Raw genomic sequence first — 16,525 nt, forward strand, 5'->3', positions numbered from 1 at the left:
AATGTTCGGGATCGTCTCAGCTGCGCTGCGGGTCCCGGAGATCCGCAAGAAGCTCGCCTTTACGGCGGCGATGCTCGCGCTCTATCGGCTGGGCTCGCAAATCCCGACGCCCGGCATCAACACCGACGTTCTCGATCAGATCCAAAGTCGCTTCCAATCGGCGGGGGCGCTCGGGCTCGCCAACCTGCTTACCGGCGGTGGGCTCTCGCGTTTCTCGATCTTCGCGCTCGGGATCATGCCTTACATCACCGCCTCCATCATTCTCCAGTTGCTGACGGTGGTGGTGCCTTCGCTCGAGAAGTTGAGGAAAGAGGGCGAGGTTGGGCAGGAGCGCATCACCCAATACACCCGCTATCTCACCGTTGGGCTCGCCCTCCTGCAGTCGATCGGCTTCATCTTCATCTACCGGACGCAGAGCGCAGACATCATTAAGGCCTTCACGCTCGGGCACGTGATCGTGATCGTGGCGACCCTGACCTGCGGCTGCGTTCTGGTTATGTGGCTCGGCGAGCTAATCACGCAACGCGGTATCGGCAACGGCATCTCGTTGATGATCTTCGCAAGCATCGTGGCGGGCTTGCCACAGGGAATCCAAGCCTGGTGGACGAGTCCTGATCGCGTATTCCAGGTCATCGCGCCCTTCTTGGTGCTGGCCGTGACGGCCGCGGTCGTGTTCGTCCAGGAGGGTCAACGGCGCATACCGGTGCAGTACGCGCGCCGTACCGTCGGGCAGCGGATGCAAGCCGGTGGTGCCACCTACCTGCCGCTACGCGTCAACATGGCGGGAGTTATTCCTGTCATCTTCGCCGCTTCACTGATGGCCTTCCCGCCGACGATCGGCCAGATCTCGCAAGCCGCTTGGGCGCGTGACCTGTCAGCGTTCTTCGACTACCGCGGAGCCCCTTACCTGATCGCCGAGTCGCTGTTGATCCTCGTCTTCACCTACTTCTACACCGCCGTGACCTTCAATCCCGTAGAGCAGGCCGACAATCTCAAGAAGTACGGCGGCTTCATCCCGGGTGTGCGCCCGGGTCGTCCGACCGCCGAGTACCTCGACCGCATCCTTGCGCGCCTCACCCTGCCGGGCGCCATCTACCTGGCCGCCGTGGCAGCGCTACCGACGATTCTGGCCAACCAGACGTCTACGAACTTTGCGTTCGGTGGTACTTCGTTGCTGATCGTTGTGGGCGTCGCCCTCGACACGATGAAACAGCTCGAGGCGCAACTGATGATGCGCAACTACGAGCGGTTCTTGAAGTGAGCGAGCTGAACCTCGTGCTGCTGGGCCCCCCAGGGGCCGGAAAGGGTACGCAGGCGGAGCGCCTGCGCGAGGACTTCGAGATCCCCTACTTCGCGACCGGCGACATCCTGCGCGAGGCGGTGCGCGCCGGCACCGAGCTAGGAAAGCGCGCCCGCGAGTACATGGAACGCGGTGAGCTAGTTCCCGACGAGCTCGTCTGCGACCTGATCATGGAGCGGCTCGACGACCCTGATGCGCGCGACGGTTTCTTGCTCGACGGCTTCCCGCGAACGATCCGGCAAGCCGAAGTGCTCGAAAAAGCGCTGGCGGAAAGGGGTCGGCAGCTGACGGCGGCGCTGCTGATCGAGGTGCCAGACGAGGAAGTCGTGCGCAGGCTCTCCGGCCGCCGCATCTGCACAAAAAATCAGCACGTCTACCACGTTGAGTTCGATCCCCCCAAGACGCCTGGTGTGTGCGACCAGGATGGCTCGCGCTTGATTCAGCGCGACGACGACAAGCCGGAAACGATCCGCAAGCGGCTCGAGGTCTACCACCGAGAGACCGAGCCACTCGTCGAGTGGTACGAGGAGCGCGGCTTGCTGCGGCGCTTCGACGGCACGCGCGATCCTGACGAGGTCCACCGGCACATTCGCGCGACGCTCGCGACACTGCGCCTCGAGGCAGAGCTCTAACCTCGGGCGCAGTGGCAAAGCTCAAGAGCCCCGAACAGATCGAGCGGATAGCGGCTGCCGGCGCGATCGTCGCTCAGTGCTTGCGCCTCTTGCAGCAGCGGGCACGGCCGGGAGTGCGGACGCGAGAGCTCGACGCACTCGCCGAGCGCTTCATCCGCTCCCGCGGTGCTGAGCCGGCGTTTAAGGGCTACCACGGCTACCCGGCCTCGATCTGCGCTTCCCCCAACTCGTTGGTGGTACACGGGATTCCCGACGACTACGAGCTGACCCCGGGTGACGTGCTCTCGCTCGACGTCGGCGTCGAGCTCGACGGCTGGATCGCCGACGCCGCTCTAACCGTCGCGGTCGGTCGGCCTTCGCCGACTGCGCGCCGCCTACTGGACACTACGCGCGCGGCGCTCTACGCAGGAATCGCCAAAGCCCAACCCGGGGCCCATCTCGGCGACGTCTCCCACGCCATTCAGCAACGTGTCGAGCAGGACGGTTTCTCGGTCATCCGTGCGCTCGTCGGTCATGGCGTTGGGCGCGCGATGCACGAAGAGCCACAGATCCCGAACTTCGGTCGACCGGGCACCGGTCCGCTGCTCGAGCCGGGCATGGTTCTGGCGATCGAGCCAATGGTCAACGCCGGCGGCCACGAGGTCGAGATGGGGCCCGACAACTGGGCCGTCTACTCCCGCGACGGATCGCTCGCCGCGCACTTCGAGCACACGATCGCGGTGACCCGCGAAGGGCCGCGCATCCTCACGCCCTGGGATCCCGATGCCCCCGCCGCGCTAGTGCGCGAGAGCGCGTCGGAGAAGGCGGAGCGAGGATCTGCGGAATCTGCGCTCACGCCCCACCGAGAGGTTCGCTGACGCTAAGGCCGCGGTCGTTAGCTGGCCGCGTGCGACAGCCGTTTGCTGCTAGTCTTGCCCGCTGGCGCGCAGCCGACTCCTGGGCTCCGCGCACTTCCTCTCTAGTAGGCGACAGATCACGGAGCGATGAAGGTCCGACCCTCGGTCAAGCCGATGTGCGAAAAGTGCAAGGTCATCAAGCGCCGCGGCGCGGTGCTCGTGATCTGTCAAAACCCGCGTCACAAGCAGCGGCAGGGGTAGGCCGCCGGCCGTGGCGCGGATAGCCGGAATCAACATCCCCCTCAATAAGAGGGTCGAGATCGGCCTCACGTACATCTACGGCATCGGCCGCTCGACCGCGCGGCGGGTGCTGGCCGAGGCCGGTGTCGATCCCGACACATACGTCAAGGATTTGACCGACGACGAGATCAGGCGTTTGCGCGAGATCATCGACAACGAGCTCGTCGTCGAGGGCGATTTGCGGCGTGAGCGAGCCCAGAACATCAAGCGCTTGATGGAGATCGGGTGTTATCGGGGCTTGCGCCATCGGCGCGGGCTGCCGGTGCGTGGGCAACGGACGAAGACGAATGCCCGTACCCGCAAGGGACCGCGCAAGGGCAGCGCCGCCGGCGCCGGCAAGAAGAAGGTCCGCAAGCACTAGCGCGCACGCCGAGGTCCAGTAATCGATGGCTCAGAAGGGCACAAAGCAGCGTGGTCGACGCAAGGCGCGGAAGAACGTGCCGGTCGGTCAGGCGCACATCAAGACCAGCTTCAACAACACGATCGTCTCGATCACCGACCGCGAGGGCAACGTAATCGCCTGGGAGTCGGCTGGCTCAGCCGGCTTCCGTGGCTCGCGCAAATCGACGCCCTTCGCCGCCCAAGTGACCGCGGACGGGGCTGCCAAGAAGGCAATGGAGCACGGTGTGCAGAAAGTCGAGGTCTTCGTAAAAGGTCCCGGCTCGGGCCGCGAGACCGCGATCCGCTCGCTACAAGCGGCGGGCCTCGAGATCATTTCGATCCGGGACGTCACGCCGCATCCCCACAACGGTTGCCGCCCGAAGAAGCGGCGGAGGGTCTGATCGATGGCGCGCTACACGGGACCCGTATGCAAGCTTTGCCGACGCGAGGGGGAGAAGCTCTTCCTCAAAGGTGAGCGTTGTCTAACCGACAAGTGCGCGATCGAGCGCCGCAACTACCCACCAGGGCAACATGGACGCGCACGTGTGCGGCAGTCCGAGTATCGGCTCCAGCTGCGCGAAAAGCAGAAGGCACGTCGTTACTACGGAGTGCTCGAGCGGCAGTTCCGCAACTACTACGAGCGTGCCAGCCGGCTACCGGGAGCGACCGGCGAAAACCTCCTCCGGTTGCTGGAAACCCGCCTCGACAACGTGCTCGTGCGTCTCGGATTCGCCGCCTCGCGGCGTCAGGCACGGCAGTTCATCCGCCACGGCCACTGGCTGGTCAACGGACGCCGCGTCGACATCCCCTCCTATCAGGTGCGTCCAGACGATGTCATCACGCTCAAACCGGGATCCGGTGCCGAGGCGGCGGTGCGTGAGGCGACCGAACTCACGTCTGCCGTGCCGGCCTGGTTGCAGGCGGACCACGACGGCCTCACCGCGAAGGTACTGCGGTGGCCCGAGCGGGACGAGATTCCTGCACCGGTCCAAGAGCAGTTGATCGTCGAGCTCTACTCGAAGTAAGCGTCTTACGCGCGCGCCATCAGTAGCACTCGGGTGCGCGCGAGAACCCGACAAGGAAGCCCGCCATGACCGAGTTCCAGACACCGCAGATCTCCGTCGAGAAAGCCGACTACCGACGCGGCCGGTTCGTTATCGAGCCGCTCGACAAAGGGTTCGGCTACACGTTCGGAAACTCGTTGCGCCGCGTGCTCCTCACCTCGCTCGGTGGGGCGGCAGTAACGAGCGTGAGGATCGAGGGCGTCGCGCACGAGTTCTCGACGATTCCAGGGGTCAAGGAGGACGTAACCGACATCGTCCTCAACCTCAAAGAGGTCGTCTGCCGGATGCACACCGACGCCGACGAGATCGAGGCGCCGCTGGTCGCCACTGGTCCCGGCGAGGTGCGCGCCGGCGACATCGACTTTCCCGCGGGTGTCGAGGTGCTCAACCCCGAGGCCCATATTGCGACACTCGAGAAGAAGACCACGCTCGAGATGTACCTGACGATCGGGCGTGGGCGCGGTTATGCGCCGGCGGAGGAAAACAAGCAGCCAGACCAGCCGATCGGTGTGATCCCGATCGACTCGATCTTCTCACCGGTGAAGCGCGTCAGCTACCGCGTCGAGGCAGCTCGTGTCGGTCAGCGGACCGACTACGACAAGCTGATCCTGGACATTGAGACCGACGGCTCCCTCGACCCGGAAGCAGCGCTCCGCGAGGCAGCCGAGATCCTTATCCGTTACCTCGCGATCTTTACCGACGCCTCGCGCGTCGAAGAGCTGCGGCGCGAGGGTGCAGCGCTCGTCGGCGACTCTGGCAACGGTTCCGCCGCTGGCGGCGGCGCGCGGACCGCGATGGACGACATCCTGATCGAGGAGCTCGAGCTCGGGGTCCGCTCCTACAACTGCTTGAAGCGGGCCGGCATCCAGACCGTGGGCGACCTGATCTCGAAGACCGAGGCTGAGCTCGCAGCGATCCCGAACTTCGGTCGCAAGTCGATCGAAGAGGTCAAGGAGACGCTCGCAGCGCGTGGTCTCTCGCTGCGACAGGGCTAGGCTGCGCTAGCGAAAGACGGTCGGTCTGCCGGGGATGTGATCGAGCGATGAGGCACCGTAAGCAACGGGGAAAGTTGAGTCGGGACGCGGCGCACCGTCGAGCGCTCGTGATGAACCTTTGCCGGGAAGTCATCGAGCACGGTCGCATCCGCACGACCGAGGCGAAGGCGAAGGCTGCCAAGCCCGAACTCGAACGTCTCATTACGCTCGCCAAGCGCGGCGACATGCACGCCCGGCGCCAGGCGATGGCCCGCCTCGGCCAAGACAAGTTCCTCGTCTACAAGCTCTTCGAGGAGGTGGCTCCGCGTTACCGCGAACGTGAGGGCGGTTACACGCGCATTCTGAAGCTCGGACCGCGGCCCTCCGATGCCGCGGAGATCGTTCTGCTCGAGCTCGTCTGAAGCTCGAGTCACGGTTTCTTGGCGGCAGCTCCGCAGGTGAGCGCCAAGCTATTGCTGGAGTACGACGGCAGCGGATTTCGCGGCTGGGCTCGGCAGCCGGGCCTACGAACCGTCCAAGGAGTTCTCGAAGACGCGCTTGCGGAGCTTTGCGGCATCCCGGTAGCGACGACCGTGGCGGGACGCACCGACGCCGGTGTCCACGCCCTCGGCCAGGTCGTAAGCCACCCTGGCCGGGCCTTACCCGCCGGCGCGATCAATGCCCGTCTGCCCGCCGACGTGCGGGTGCTGCGCTCGGAGGACGCTCCGGAAGGCTTCGACGCGCGCCGCGACGCGCGCTCGCGCCGCTACCGGTACCGGATCTACACCCGCGCGGTCCCGAGCCCTTTCGAACACGGCCGTGCCTGGCAGCTCGGCTTCTCGCCGGACCTCGAGCTGCTGCAAGCCTACGCTGGCCTATTGCCCGGCACACACGACTTCACTGCTTTCACACCGGCAGACACCGATCACGTGCGTTTCGAACGGGTCGTGCTCGAGGCGCGCTGGCTGCGCGAGAGTGAGCACCTGATCGCCTTCGAGATCGAGGCCGACACCTTCCTGCGGCACATGGTCAGAACGCTTGTGGGGACGATGGTCGAGATGGCCCGTCGGCGCCACGATCCGGCGCGCCTCGCGCGACTTCTGACCGGCCGCCCGCGGACCGAGGCAGGGATGACGGCTCCGCCCGACGGTCTGTACCTCACCCACGTCCGCTACTGAAGTGCCTCACCCGCCCGGATATCCTCGCTGCTCGTGCGCGTTCTGCTGACCAACGACGATGGGATCCAGGCGACCGGTCTCCACGTGATGCGGGAGGCGCTGTTGGCACGGCTTCCCGACGTCGAATTAGCGGTGATCGCACCCGACTCGAACCGCAGCGCCAGTGCCCGCAGCATCACGACGCGGCAGCCGCTCGCGGTCGACGAGATCCGCTTCGGAGATGGCGGCAGCGGTTTCGCCACCGATGGGACGCCGGTTGACTGCGTGCGCTTCGCCGCGCTCGGACTCGTCGGGGATCCCCCCGACCTGGTCGTTTCGGGCATCAACCATGGATCGAATCTCGGCGACGACGTCACTTACTCGGGGACGGTTGCGGCGGCCTTCGAAGGAGCCCTGCTCGGGATCCCGGCGATCGCCGTCTCCCAGCAGGCGGAGGCCGGCCGCACCGACTTCCAGCCGCGGGGGTCGGCTTGGGAGCGTGAGGAGTTCGAAGTCGGCGCGCGCTTTGTAGCGGAGCTTGTGGCGATGGTCGATCGACTCGGCTTGCCACCGCGCACGGTCCTGAACGTGAACGTGCCGGCTGGCCCGGTCCGCGGCGTGCGGGCCTGCAAACTCGGCCGGCGCATCTACCGTGACGAACTCAAGCTCGAGGGCGAAAGGCCCGACGGTCGCCGCCACTACCGGATCTACGGCGCCACTCCCGGCTACCACGAAGAGCCCGGGACCGACTTTGAGGCCATCGACGAGGGCTTCCTTGCGCTGACCCCGCTGCGCTTCGATCTCAACGACGGCGAGGCGCTCGCACGGCTCGGTGAGTTCGACCTCGCGACGGTTTTCCAACGGGCGCTGGCCAACCGCGCGCTAACCGGCTAGGGGAATCGCCGCCGTGGCCAGCGCAGCCGAGCGGATACCGGAAGAGGCCCGCAAGCGCGCCGAAGAGTTACGAGAACAGATCGCCTACCACGACTGGCGCTACTACGTACTTGACGATCCAGAGATCTCCGACGAGGAGTACGACCGCCTGCTCGACGAGCTGCGCGCGCTTGAAGAGCGGTATCCGGAGCTGCGCACACCGGACTCGCCCACGCAGCGTGTCGGTGGCAAGCCAGCACCCCAGTTCCGTCAGGTCCGTCACCTCCAGCCGATGCTCTCGCTCGCCAACGCCCGCAACGAAGGTGAGCTGCGAGCCTGGGTTGAGCGCAATCTCCGTTTGCTGCGGCGTGCAGGGGTCGACTTGGCGCGCCTGCGCTACGTGACGGAGCCGAAGATCGACGGTCTCGCGATCTCGCTCGTCTACGAAAACGGACGGTTGGTGCGTGGCGCCACCCGCGGAGACGGCGAAATCGGTGAGGACGTAACGGAGAACTTGAAGACGATCCCAGCCGTGCCGCTACGGATCCCCGACGCTCCGCCGCTGATCGAGGTCCGCGGCGAGGCCTACATGCCGCGCAGAGAGTTCGTACGCGTGAATGAGGAGCGGATCGCGCGCGGCGAGCCGCCGTTCGCCAACCCCCGGAACGCTGCCGCTGGCTCGATTCGCCAGCTCGATCCACGGGTGACGGCATCGCGACCGCTCTCGATCTGGTGCTGGGGCGTAGGGGCGACCGAGGGCATCTCGTTCGACTCCCACTACGAGTCGCTGGAGTGGCTTCGCGCTCACCGCTTCCGGGTCAACCCCGACGTCGAACTGCACGATGACGTGGAGTCGGTGATCGCGGCGTGCAAGCGGTGGGAGGAGCGTCGCGACGAGCTCGACTACGAAATCGACGGAGTGGTCGTGAAGATCGACGACCTGCGGCTTTGGCGGGTACTCGGCGTGGCCGGCCGCGAACCGCGGGCCGCGATCGCCTGGAAGTTCGCGCCGATGACGGCGACCACGGTCCTGCGTCGCATCGGCTGGAACGTTGGTCGGACCGGGCACCTCGTGCCGTACGCCGAGCTCGAGCCGGTCCAGGTTTCCGGCGTCACCGTCAAAACGGCAACTCTCCACAACGAGGAGGACCTTCGGCGCAAGGACGTGCGCGAGGGTGACGAGGTGATCGTGATGCGTGCCGGCGACGTGATACCGCAGGTCGTTTCGCCGACGGCGCGCGCCGTCCGGCGACCGGACCGTCCACCGCCACCGCAGCCTCCCGAACGCTGCCCGGCCTGCGGCACCAAGACGATCAAGCCGGAAGGCAGCGTGTGGACGATCTGCCCAAACCGGGCCGGCTGTCCCGGCCAGATCTTCCAGGCCATCAAGCACTTCGTCTCGAAGGGCGCGATGGACATCGAGGGTCTCGGGGAGGAAAACGTCCGGCGCTTCCTCGAGGAAGGACTGATCAAGCACGTCGCCGACATCTACGAGCTCGATGTCGATCGCCTCGCTGCGCTACGCGGGTTTGGAAGGACCTCGGCCGAAAAGCTCGTCCGCGCGATCGAGCGCTCTCGCAGCCAGCCCTTCCATCGTGTGCTGTACGCGCTCGGCATCCCCGGGGTCGGAGCGGTCAACGCCCGCAATCTCGCGCGCCACTTCCGCTCGATAGACCGCCTCCTCGCCGCATCCGAGGACGAGATCGAGGCGGTCGAAGGGATCGGTCCGATCCTCGCCCGGACGATTCGCGAGGCCCTCGACGACCCCAACACGCGCGAACTCATTGAGCGTCTACGGCGTGCCGGACTGCGCTTCGAGGAGGAACCCCCCGCCGCGGACAGCGAAGCGCAACCGCTATCGGGAAAGACCTTCGTGCTCACGGGGACACTGCCGCACCTCACTCGCGAGCAAGCCACTGAGCTGATTGAGAGCGCCGGCGGCCGAGTTACGAGCTCGGTGTCGCGACGGACCGATTACGTCGTGGTTGGCGACAACCCCGGCTCGAAACTCGAGCGGGCGCGCGAGCTAGGCGTGCCGACGATCGGTGAGCAGGAACTACTCGAGCTCATCGGCAAGGAGCGCGTCTCCTCGCTAACCAGCGGCTGATCGATTTCGCACAGTTCGGTTCGCCCCTCGCGCGGCTGCGGTTCAGCTGTCCGCAAGCGCCTGCACGACCGCCTCTTCGGTGGCGCGTGCCCGCGCCGTCGGTGTGCCGTTGGCTAGCAGCGAGAACCAGTAGCGCTCGCCGCTGCGGGCCCGGCAGTAGCCGGAAAGCGCCGTGACACCGGTCAAGGTTCCGGTTTTTGCGCGGCAGCGTCCGCGTGCGGGGCCGCTGCGGAAACGTCGTCGCAGCGTACCCTCGCGCCCGGCTAGTGGCAGTGAGCGCAGCCACTGTGGGCCCCAAGGTCGCCGCAGCGCGTTGCGCAACAGCCGCACTATCTCGCTGGGCGACGCCCGGTTCGCGCGCGAAAGGCCGGAGCCGTCGACGAGCTTGGGTTGCACGCCGAGTCGTTGCAATACCGCTCGTTCGATCCGCAAACCCAGCTCAGTACTCCCCGGCGTCGCGGCACGGGTCGCGAGCTGCTTGAGCAGCATTTCCGCGAAGAAGTTGTCGGAGTCGCGGTTCGTGACGCGAACGATCAGCGACAGCGGGGGCGACGCCAGCTCCGCCAGCTCTCGCCCGTCGGCCGGCGCGGTTCCCAGGGTCTCGCGGCCCTTCACAGCGACCCCGAGCTGGCTTAGCGCCCGTCGAAACCGCTGTGCCGTGGCGAGCGCCGGGTCGGCCACGAAGTTGCGACCCGAAGGCGCCAGCCCGCGATCGACGACGAGCGCGGAAAGCGGCCCCACCCAAATGCTCGTACGCCACGCCGATGCCGGGCCCCCGGTGAGGCGGTCGAAGCGGCTGGCATCGGCGACGATCGGGCCGTCGACCCGCCTGACACCGGCGTCGCGAACGGCGCGCGCAAGCGCGGCGAGGGTCGGTCCGCCGGTGCCCGCCGTAGGCCCACCGAGACCGCTTGCGAGCGTTGGGTCGCCGCCGCCAACGAGGTAGAGCGGGCCGCTGACACGGCCCTCGGTGTCCGGCCAGGCCGCGGTCACCACCCGCGTCTGCCACCGCTGCTCGGGACCGAAAAGCTCGAGCGCTGCAGCGGTCGTGAAGAGCTTCACGTTCGACGCTGGCACGAGCCGCGTTCGCGCACGCAAGGAAGCGACGACCACGCCCCGCTCGTCGACGATCAGTGCGGCGCCACCGCCGCCGAGTCGCGCCAGGAGCCGGCGCAAGCGGGTGGGCAACAGCGAGCGCGGCGACTGCGCCGTGCCGCGCTCCGAATTGCCGGCGGAACTACCTCTTGGCTGCGGTGCCGCCGGCTTGGTCTGGGAAGGCTCGGTACCGGCGACCGGTGGTGCCGAAGCGCCGCCCTCCGCCGAAGCGCGGGCCGTCGCCGCGGGAGCGCCCGCGCCGGCGATGCCGGCGAGGGCGAGCGCTCCTGTGCACAGGAGCGAGATCAGCATGATCCGGGCGAACCTCAGCGCTCTCACCGACACCGACACGCGCACGCCGCGCCAGCTTAAGGGGCGGCAGCTCGGCACTGAGCGACAACCCTTGTTCGCTGCTAGCGGGTTGCCTGGTCGGCCAGCCAAGTATGCTGAGGAGCACGGGATGGGGGAGCTGATCGCCCTGGCAGGGCCGCCCCACACGGGTGGGCCGGGCAAGGAGGCCGCGCGAGCCAGGCGCCGGGCGGTGCTTGCGCACGCCGAGCAGTCCAACGACGGCGCTGCCCGAACCGGCCGCAGCGCGTCCGGTAGTTCCTCGGGAAGCGCCTCAGCGGCGGGCGCCGATCGCCAAACGCTCTCGCCGGACGCCGGCACGAACAACCGTGGCAAGCGACGGCGTGCTCGGACCACCAAGTCCCGTAGCGGGCGGACCGCGCTGGTTCTAGGGGGCGGCGGTTTCACCGGCGGGGCCTTCGAGATCGGGGCGCTGCGTGCTCTGGAGATCCTGCTTGGCCCAGGGGCGATCGGTCGTTTCGATATTTACGTAGGCACCAGTGCGGGGGCCTTCGTCGCCTCATTCGTCGCTAACGGCGTGTCGGCCGAGCGCCTGTTCGCCGCACTGCAGGGAGATGAGGAAGCGGCCGGCCTGCGTCGACCGGGTCGACGAACCTTGATGCGTTTGAACCTCGCTGGTCTGGCGCGAGCGACCTACCGGGTGCCGCTCGGCGCTTTGGCGATCGCTGCGCAGATGGCGACGCGCCCCGGTTCAGTCTCGCTCGTCGATGCCGTCACGCGGCTCGCCGACGGCTTGCCGAACGGGCTCTACGACGGCGGGGGGATTGAGCGCTACCTCCGCGAGACCTTTTCCGGGCCCGGTCTGACCGACGACTTTCGGCAACTGTCTCGTCGGCTCTACCTGGTTGCAACCGATATCGATAGCTGTGAGCGCGTCGTGTACGGGGAGCGCGGTTTCGACGACGTGCCGATCTCCGCCGCCGCCGCGGCGTCGGCAGCCCTGCCGATGGTCTACACGCCTCGTCGCATCGGCGGGCGGTCGCTGGTCGACGGCGGCATCTTCTCGACCACCAATATCGACGTCGCGGTCGCGCACGGCGCCGAACTGGTCGTCGTACTGAACCCGCTCGTGCCATATCGCAATTTGCGCGGCGAGGGCGCCGAGGCGACCGAAACGCTCGCCGATCGGGGGTTCGCGCCGATCGGTTACCAAGCGTTCAAGATGCTGGCGCACGAGCGCCTCCAGCGCGCTGCCCTGAGCTGGCAAGAACGTTTCCCGGGGACGGACATCCTTCTCATCGAGCCCGATCCTGACGACCGCCTGATGTTCGAGACACACATCCTCGACTTTGCGCGGGCGCGCACGGTTGCGCGGCGCGCGTTTCGCACGGTCGGCGCTCGGTTGCTCGAACAAAGCGACAAGCTGGCGCCGATTTGGGCGCGACATGGCATCTCCGCCGATCCCGTCCGTCTGCGCCGGGCACTCGGTTCCCTGCCGAGGAGACGTCGAGGCTCGCGCCTGGGGCGCATCGTGACCGTTCCGGCTCGGGCCGGTCGGGCGTTGGCAGCCGGTGTGCGCTAACCGCCGCTCGCCCCAGGAGGGCAGCGATCAACTTAGCTGCGGGAGCGATGCGCTCGGCCCTGCGTTAGCTCGGCAAGGCAAGCATCGAGCGCCGAGAGCAGCCGGTCGCTAGCCGCTCGGTCGCGCACCGCGATCCGCACCCGCGCTCGGTCGCCCAACGCCGCTCTCGAAGCCACGCGCACGGCGCGCCGCTCGAGGGCGCGAGCGAGCTCCCGGCCGTCGATGCCGAGCTTCGCCACCCACAGGAAGTTGGCTTCGCTCGGCGAAACGTCGAAGCCCCGCGCGCGGAGCTCGCGCGCCAGGCGTTCGCGCTCGGCGACGATGCGGCCGACTTGCCCCTCGACCCAACTTTCCCTCATGAGCGCCTCGGTCGCCGCGGCCACCGCCGGCGCCGATACCCCGAGGGTCGGTGTCACAAAGCCCGCTCGGTGGGCGAGCGTTGGCGGCAGCACGGCGTAGCCGATTCGCAAGCCCGCGAGGCCGAACGCCTTCGAGAAAGTGCGCAGCAGCACCACGTTGCAGCGGTTAGACAGGCGCAGCACCGCGTCGCGGTGCTCCCGGCGCTGGTAGTCGATCAGTGCCTCGTCGACGATCAGCAGCTGCTCGCAGCGGAGAGTCTGCGCGACCGCCGCGAGTTGCGCAGACGTGAAGTAGTGACCAGTGGGGTCGTCGGGATTGCAGATCAGAAGGTCGCAACCCGCGCTCGCCGCGCGCGCTAGGGCCTCGCTCGTGCGCTCGATCGGCCGCGCCTTCTTGCCGGCGCGCTCGATCGCAAGCGGCAGAAGCGGATGGGATGGCCAGGTCACCGCCACCTCTTCGCTGCCTGCCAGGTGTGCGAGCACCCGCTCGAGCAGATCGGAGATGCCGTGGCCGACCGCGATCAGTGCCGCCTCGACGCCGAGTCGTTCGGCGAGGGCCGAGCGCAGGCCGGCGGCGTGACGGTCGGGTGGCAGGTTGATCGGACCACGTAGCGCGGCGATCGCCGCGTTCACGACCTCCGGGTCCGGCATCTGGGGAGATTCGGTGCGCGAGAGGTCGACGATCTCGGCTCGCGCCAACGCGCGGCGCCGCCGTTCGCGTCGCCGCTCGGCCGCGGCCACTAGCACCTCCGGGGGAACGTCGTCGTACTGGCGGTAGCGGTCGAGCAAACCCACCGCCCTGATCATGGCGCCTCGGCGCGCTTTTCACGTCACCGGGCAGGTGCGAGTTGCGGGCCCGGACCTTGAACTACCAGGAACCAGACGGCGAAGACCGCTACCGCGACGACCACCGAGACACCGAAGACGGTCTCCAGCGCGCCTTCGTCCTGGCGGTGTCCGGCGGCCCGGCGCACGAGCTTCCAAGCGTGGTCGACACGACGCGCGACCGCCAGCGTCAGGAGCAGCGTCGCGAGCGAGCCGAGCACCGCAACGACGATGCCGCCAAGAGCGCTTCCCGTGAGGTACTCGAAGTGCGAACCCAACCACAGCCAAGCGAGCGGCTGCGGACCGAGCACGCTCACGCACAGCAACAGCTCGAGCGCCAAGAGCGCGGCCGCGAGCGCGCGGTCGAGCAGAGCGACGAGCGGCGACCTTCGGGCATCGCCGACGCGATACCGACGCGTACGCGCGGTGCCCGGACGTCGCCCGATGAAGAGCCCGCCGGTGTCGGTGGGATCGGTCTTCGGCATCGCTACGCAGCCGCGCCGCCGCGCTCGGAAACCGCGCGCTCTTAGCGGGTCGCGACGCTAGGCGAGCGCGGCTGCGCGCTCAGCTGTCGCCGTACAGCCCGTCGATCACGTGCGCGTACTTCTCTTGCACGACCTGCCGCTTGACCTTGAGCGTTGGCGTGAGCTCGCCGGTCGGCTACGAAAAGTCGTGCGGCAGGATCGCGAACTTCTTGATCTGCTCCACGCGACCGAAGTGCGAGTTGACCTCGTCGACCACCTTCTGGATCTCTTCGCGCACCCGGGGATCGGCCGCCAACTTGGCCGGATCGGACTCCTCGATCCCCAGTTTCGCGGCGAGCTGCGGCGCGTTTTCCGGATCGAGCGTGATCAGCGCGACCAGATACGGCCGACGATCACCGATCACCACCGCCTGTGAGATCCAGGGGCTCTGCTTGAGCTGGTTCTCGATGTTGGCAGGCGTGATGTTCTTGCCCCCGGCCGTGATGATGATGTCCTTCTTGCGGCCGGTGATGTAGAGGAAGCCGTCCTCGTCGATCCGCCCGATGTCGCCGGTGTGCAGCCAACCCTCCGGATCGATCGCCCGGCGCGTTGCCTCCTCCTCCTTGTAGTAACCCCGGAAGATGTTGGGCCCGCGCACGAGGATCTCGCCGTCCTCGGCGATCTTCACCTCGACGCCAGGTAGCGGCTTGCCGACCGAACCGAATCGGAAGTCGTCGGGCTCGTTGACCGTGGCGACAGTCGCCGTTTCAGTCATGCCGTAGCCCTCCATGACCGGCACCCCACAGGCGTAGAAGAACTCGAGGATCTCCTTTGCGATCGGAGCGGCGCCGGTGGTCGCCTGGCGCAAACGGCCACCGAAGATTGCGCGCACCTTGCTGAAAAGCTCCTCGTCGGCGCGCTCGAAGGCCTTCCTCAGCTCCTCGGGGACCGGTTCTCCTCGCGCTTCCGCCAGTCGCACCTTGAGACCCAGCTCGACGGCTTTCTCCAACTGTTCCTTGTCGGGTGCAGCGGCCGTTGCGAGCGCGTAGATCTTCTCGAAGATGCGCGGCACCGAGGGCAAGTAGGTCGGTTTGACCTCTTGCAGGTCCTGGACGATCTTCTGCGGATCCCGCGACCAGTAGGCGATGGTGACGCCGAGATCGATCGACGCGAACTGGATCAGGATCGCGAACGCGTGCGCGAGCGGCAGGAAGAGATAGGCAACGTCGTCGGTCTCAAGGACTGCCTGCGACACCACCGCATCAGTGATGTCGCGGTAGTTGCCGTGCGAAAGTAGACAGCCCTTTGGCGGTCCAGTGGTGCCGGACGTGTAGATGTAGAGGCAGATGTCGTCACGCGTCACGGACCGGTAACGACGCTCGTACTCCGACGCCTCTATCGCGCGTCCGCGCTCCCGCAGTTGGTCGAGCGTGATGAAGTCGTCTCCCTCAAGTCCCGACGGATCGAACACGATTACGTGCTCGAGCTGAGGCAGGCGCTCGCGCACCGCGCGGATCTTCGCGACCTGCTCGGCGTCCTCGGCGAACACCGCACGCGAGTCAGAGTGGGCGAGAACGTACTCGCACTCTTCGGGCGAGTTCGTTTGGTAGATCGTCACGAAGGTGGCGCCGGCCCCGACGATCCCGAAACAGGCGTGCGTCCACTCGGGTCGCGTGTGCGACAGGATCGAGACCTTGTCACCAGGCTCGATCCCCAGCGAAACTAGGCCGAGCGCGACCTCGCGCACGCGGTCGCCTAGTTCGCGGTAAGTGAGATCCTGCCACTGGTCACCGACCTTGAAGCGTTGCGCGGGCTTGTCGGCGTAGCGCTCCGCGGCCAGCGGGACGAGATCGGCGATCGTGCGCGAGCCGGTGCCGAGACCGGTCTCGATCGTGCGAGCTTCCATCCTGTGCCCTCCTCCTGGCGCTCCTCGTAAGGGCTCCGTCGAGCCCGTCGTACGGATTCTAAGGAGCGCCCGGGGGAGGGTTAGCCCTTAGAAGATTCGTGCGCAGCTGGCTGTTGTGCTGGCGGCCCGAGCTCGCAGCATCAAGCGCGGATCACCTGCGAACGTTTGGCGCCTTCGGAGCGCCGCTGCTCGTCTCTGACGGTCTCGAGGAAGAGCTGTTTGTCGATGCGGCCGTTGAGGATCGGTACACCGAGTTCGACGCATTTGCGGATCACTTCTCGCCGGTGCATTCCCGCCTCACGGCCGAGCTCGGTGGGCGTCAGGTGGATCGCCATCGTGGAACCGCTCCTCCTCCTCGCTT

At 67.1% G+C, this 16,525-nt stretch carries 18 protein-coding genes; 13 read left to right on the forward strand and 5 right to left on the reverse strand.

Annotation, left to right across the window (positions count from 1 at the left end; translation table 11 throughout):
• Position 1 precedes the first annotated feature (1 nt).
• From secY to ligA, 12 genes are all read left to right on the forward strand, one after another.
• Positions 2 to 1,261 carry a preprotein translocase subunit SecY gene (gene secY / locus BLW41_RS04575; protein WP_093116606.1) on the forward strand — a complete coding sequence of 420 codons (1,260 nt, stop codon included), beginning with the start codon at positions 2 to 4 and terminating at the stop codon, positions 1,259 to 1,261.
• Positions 1,258 to 1,932, forward strand: a complete 675-nt coding sequence (locus BLW41_RS04580) for an adenylate kinase (RefSeq protein WP_218138249.1) — start codon at positions 1,258 to 1,260, stop codon at positions 1,930 to 1,932. The genes secY and BLW41_RS04580 overlap by 4 nt, the downstream gene beginning before the upstream one ends.
• An 11-nt stretch (positions 1,933 to 1,943) precedes the next feature.
• Complete coding sequence (gene map / locus BLW41_RS04585; protein ID WP_093116608.1) at positions 1,944 to 2,789, forward strand: type I methionyl aminopeptidase; 846 nt, start codon at positions 1,944 to 1,946, stop codon at positions 2,787 to 2,789.
• A 126-nt stretch (positions 2,790 to 2,915) separates the two neighbouring features.
• Entirely contained in the window at positions 2,916 to 3,029 is a 114-nt protein-coding gene (gene rpmJ, locus BLW41_RS04590; protein ID WP_093116610.1) for a 50S ribosomal protein L36, read from the forward strand.
• A 10-nt stretch (positions 3,030 to 3,039) separates the two neighbouring features.
• Positions 3,040 to 3,429 (forward strand): 30S ribosomal protein S13, encoded by a 390-nt coding sequence (rpsM, locus tag BLW41_RS04595; protein ID WP_093116612.1) that lies wholly within the window; start codon positions 3,040 to 3,042, stop codon positions 3,427 to 3,429.
• Between the two features lie 25 nt (positions 3,430 to 3,454).
• Complete coding sequence (gene rpsK / locus BLW41_RS04600) at positions 3,455 to 3,850, forward strand: 30S ribosomal protein S11 (RefSeq protein ID WP_093116614.1); 396 nt, start codon at positions 3,455 to 3,457, stop codon at positions 3,848 to 3,850.
• Positions 3,851 to 3,853: 3 nt separating this feature from the next.
• Positions 3,854 to 4,474: a 30S ribosomal protein S4 gene (rpsD, locus tag BLW41_RS04605; RefSeq protein WP_093116616.1), complete on the forward strand. Its 621-nt coding sequence runs from the start codon at positions 3,854 to 3,856 to the stop codon at positions 4,472 to 4,474.
• A 65-nt stretch (positions 4,475 to 4,539) separates the two neighbouring features.
• Positions 4,540 to 5,508, forward strand: a complete 969-nt coding sequence (locus BLW41_RS04610; protein WP_093116618.1) for a DNA-directed RNA polymerase subunit alpha — start codon at positions 4,540 to 4,542, stop codon at positions 5,506 to 5,508.
• A gap of 47 nt (positions 5,509 to 5,555) precedes the next feature.
• Complete coding sequence (gene rplQ, locus BLW41_RS04615) at positions 5,556 to 5,909, forward strand: 50S ribosomal protein L17 (protein ID WP_093116620.1); 354 nt, start codon at positions 5,556 to 5,558, stop codon at positions 5,907 to 5,909.
• 36 nt (positions 5,910 to 5,945) lie between these two features.
• Complete coding sequence (gene truA, locus BLW41_RS04620; protein WP_177169331.1) at positions 5,946 to 6,665, forward strand: tRNA pseudouridine(38-40) synthase TruA; 720 nt, start codon at positions 5,946 to 5,948, stop codon at positions 6,663 to 6,665.
• Between the two features lie 33 nt (positions 6,666 to 6,698).
• Complete coding sequence (gene surE / locus BLW41_RS04625; RefSeq protein WP_177169332.1) at positions 6,699 to 7,538, forward strand: 5'/3'-nucleotidase SurE; 840 nt, start codon at positions 6,699 to 6,701, stop codon at positions 7,536 to 7,538.
• 13 nt (positions 7,539 to 7,551) lie between these two features.
• Complete coding sequence (gene ligA / locus BLW41_RS04630; protein ID WP_218138250.1) at positions 7,552 to 9,624, forward strand: NAD-dependent DNA ligase LigA; 2,073 nt, start codon at positions 7,552 to 7,554, stop codon at positions 9,622 to 9,624.
• Positions 9,625 to 9,666: 42 nt separating this feature from the next.
• On the opposite strand, the gene dacB is transcribed toward ligA, so the two are convergent.
• Positions 9,667 to 11,031 (reverse strand): D-alanyl-D-alanine carboxypeptidase/D-alanyl-D-alanine endopeptidase, encoded by a 1,365-nt coding sequence (dacB, locus tag BLW41_RS04635; protein WP_093116628.1) that lies wholly within the window; start codon positions 11,029 to 11,031, stop codon positions 9,667 to 9,669.
• 148 nt (positions 11,032 to 11,179) lie between these two features.
• Here dacB and BLW41_RS04640 point away from each other — a divergent pair, with 148 nt between their 5' ends.
• Positions 11,180 to 12,610 (forward strand): patatin-like phospholipase family protein, encoded by a 1,431-nt coding sequence (locus BLW41_RS04640; protein ID WP_177169333.1) that lies wholly within the window; start codon positions 11,180 to 11,182, stop codon positions 12,608 to 12,610.
• A 32-nt stretch (positions 12,611 to 12,642) separates the two neighbouring features.
• On the opposite strand, the gene BLW41_RS04645 is transcribed toward BLW41_RS04640, so the two are convergent.
• From BLW41_RS04645 to BLW41_RS04660, 4 genes are all read right to left on the reverse strand, one after another.
• Complete coding sequence (locus BLW41_RS04645) at positions 12,643 to 13,776, reverse strand: pyridoxal phosphate-dependent aminotransferase (RefSeq protein WP_093116632.1); 1,134 nt, start codon at positions 13,774 to 13,776, stop codon at positions 12,643 to 12,645.
• Between the two features lie 23 nt (positions 13,777 to 13,799).
• Entirely contained in the window at positions 13,800 to 14,279 is a 480-nt protein-coding gene (locus tag BLW41_RS04650; protein WP_093116634.1) for a hypothetical protein, read from the reverse strand.
• A 175-nt stretch (positions 14,280 to 14,454) separates the two neighbouring features.
• Positions 14,455 to 16,164, reverse strand: a complete 1,710-nt coding sequence (locus BLW41_RS04655) for an AMP-dependent synthetase/ligase (RefSeq protein ID WP_218138251.1) — start codon at positions 16,162 to 16,164, stop codon at positions 14,455 to 14,457.
• 140 nt (positions 16,165 to 16,304) lie between these two features.
• The gene (locus tag BLW41_RS04660) at positions 16,305 to 16,499 is read right to left on the reverse strand and encodes a hypothetical protein (protein WP_093116636.1); all 195 of its coding nucleotides are present in this window, start codon (positions 16,497 to 16,499) and stop codon (positions 16,305 to 16,307) included.
• Positions 16,500 to 16,525 lie beyond the last annotated feature (26 nt).

The sequence above is a fragment of the Thermoleophilum album genome (genome assembly GCF_900108055.1).
GTDB classification, from domain to species: Bacteria; Actinomycetota; Thermoleophilia; order Solirubrobacterales; family Thermoleophilaceae; genus Thermoleophilum; species Thermoleophilum album.

Coding starts and splice junctions, on each gene's coding strand:
- secY (WP_093116606.1), top strand. CDS start 2: ATGTTCGGGATCGTCTCAGCTGCGCTGCGGGTCCCGGAGATCCGCAAG.
- rpmJ (WP_093116610.1), top strand. CDS start 2,916: ATGAAGGTCCGACCCTCGGTCAAGCCGATGTGCGAAAAGTGCAAGGTC.
- rpsK (WP_093116614.1), top strand. CDS start 3,455: ATGGCTCAGAAGGGCACAAAGCAGCGTGGTCGACGCAAGGCGCGGAAG.
- rpsD (WP_093116616.1), top strand. CDS start 3,854: ATGGCGCGCTACACGGGACCCGTATGCAAGCTTTGCCGACGCGAGGGG.
- BLW41_RS04610 (WP_093116618.1), top strand. CDS start 4,540: ATGACCGAGTTCCAGACACCGCAGATCTCCGTCGAGAAAGCCGACTAC.
- rplQ (WP_093116620.1), top strand. CDS start 5,556: ATGAGGCACCGTAAGCAACGGGGAAAGTTGAGTCGGGACGCGGCGCAC.
- dacB (WP_093116628.1), bottom strand. CDS start 11,031: ATGCTGATCTCGCTCCTGTGCACAGGAGCGCTCGCCCTCGCCGGCATC.
- BLW41_RS04640 (WP_177169333.1), top strand. CDS start 11,180: ATGGGGGAGCTGATCGCCCTGGCAGGGCCGCCCCACACGGGTGGGCCG.
- BLW41_RS04645 (WP_093116632.1), bottom strand. CDS start 13,776: ATGATCAGGGCGGTGGGTTTGCTCGACCGCTACCGCCAGTACGACGAC.
- BLW41_RS04650 (WP_093116634.1), bottom strand. CDS start 14,279: ATGCCGAAGACCGATCCCACCGACACCGGCGGGCTCTTCATCGGGCGA.
- BLW41_RS04655 (WP_218138251.1), bottom strand. CDS start 16,164: ATGGAAGCTCGCACGATCGAGACCGGTCTCGGCACCGGCTCGCGCACG.
- BLW41_RS04660 (WP_093116636.1), bottom strand. CDS start 16,499: ATGGCGATCCACCTGACGCCCACCGAGCTCGGCCGTGAGGCGGGAATG.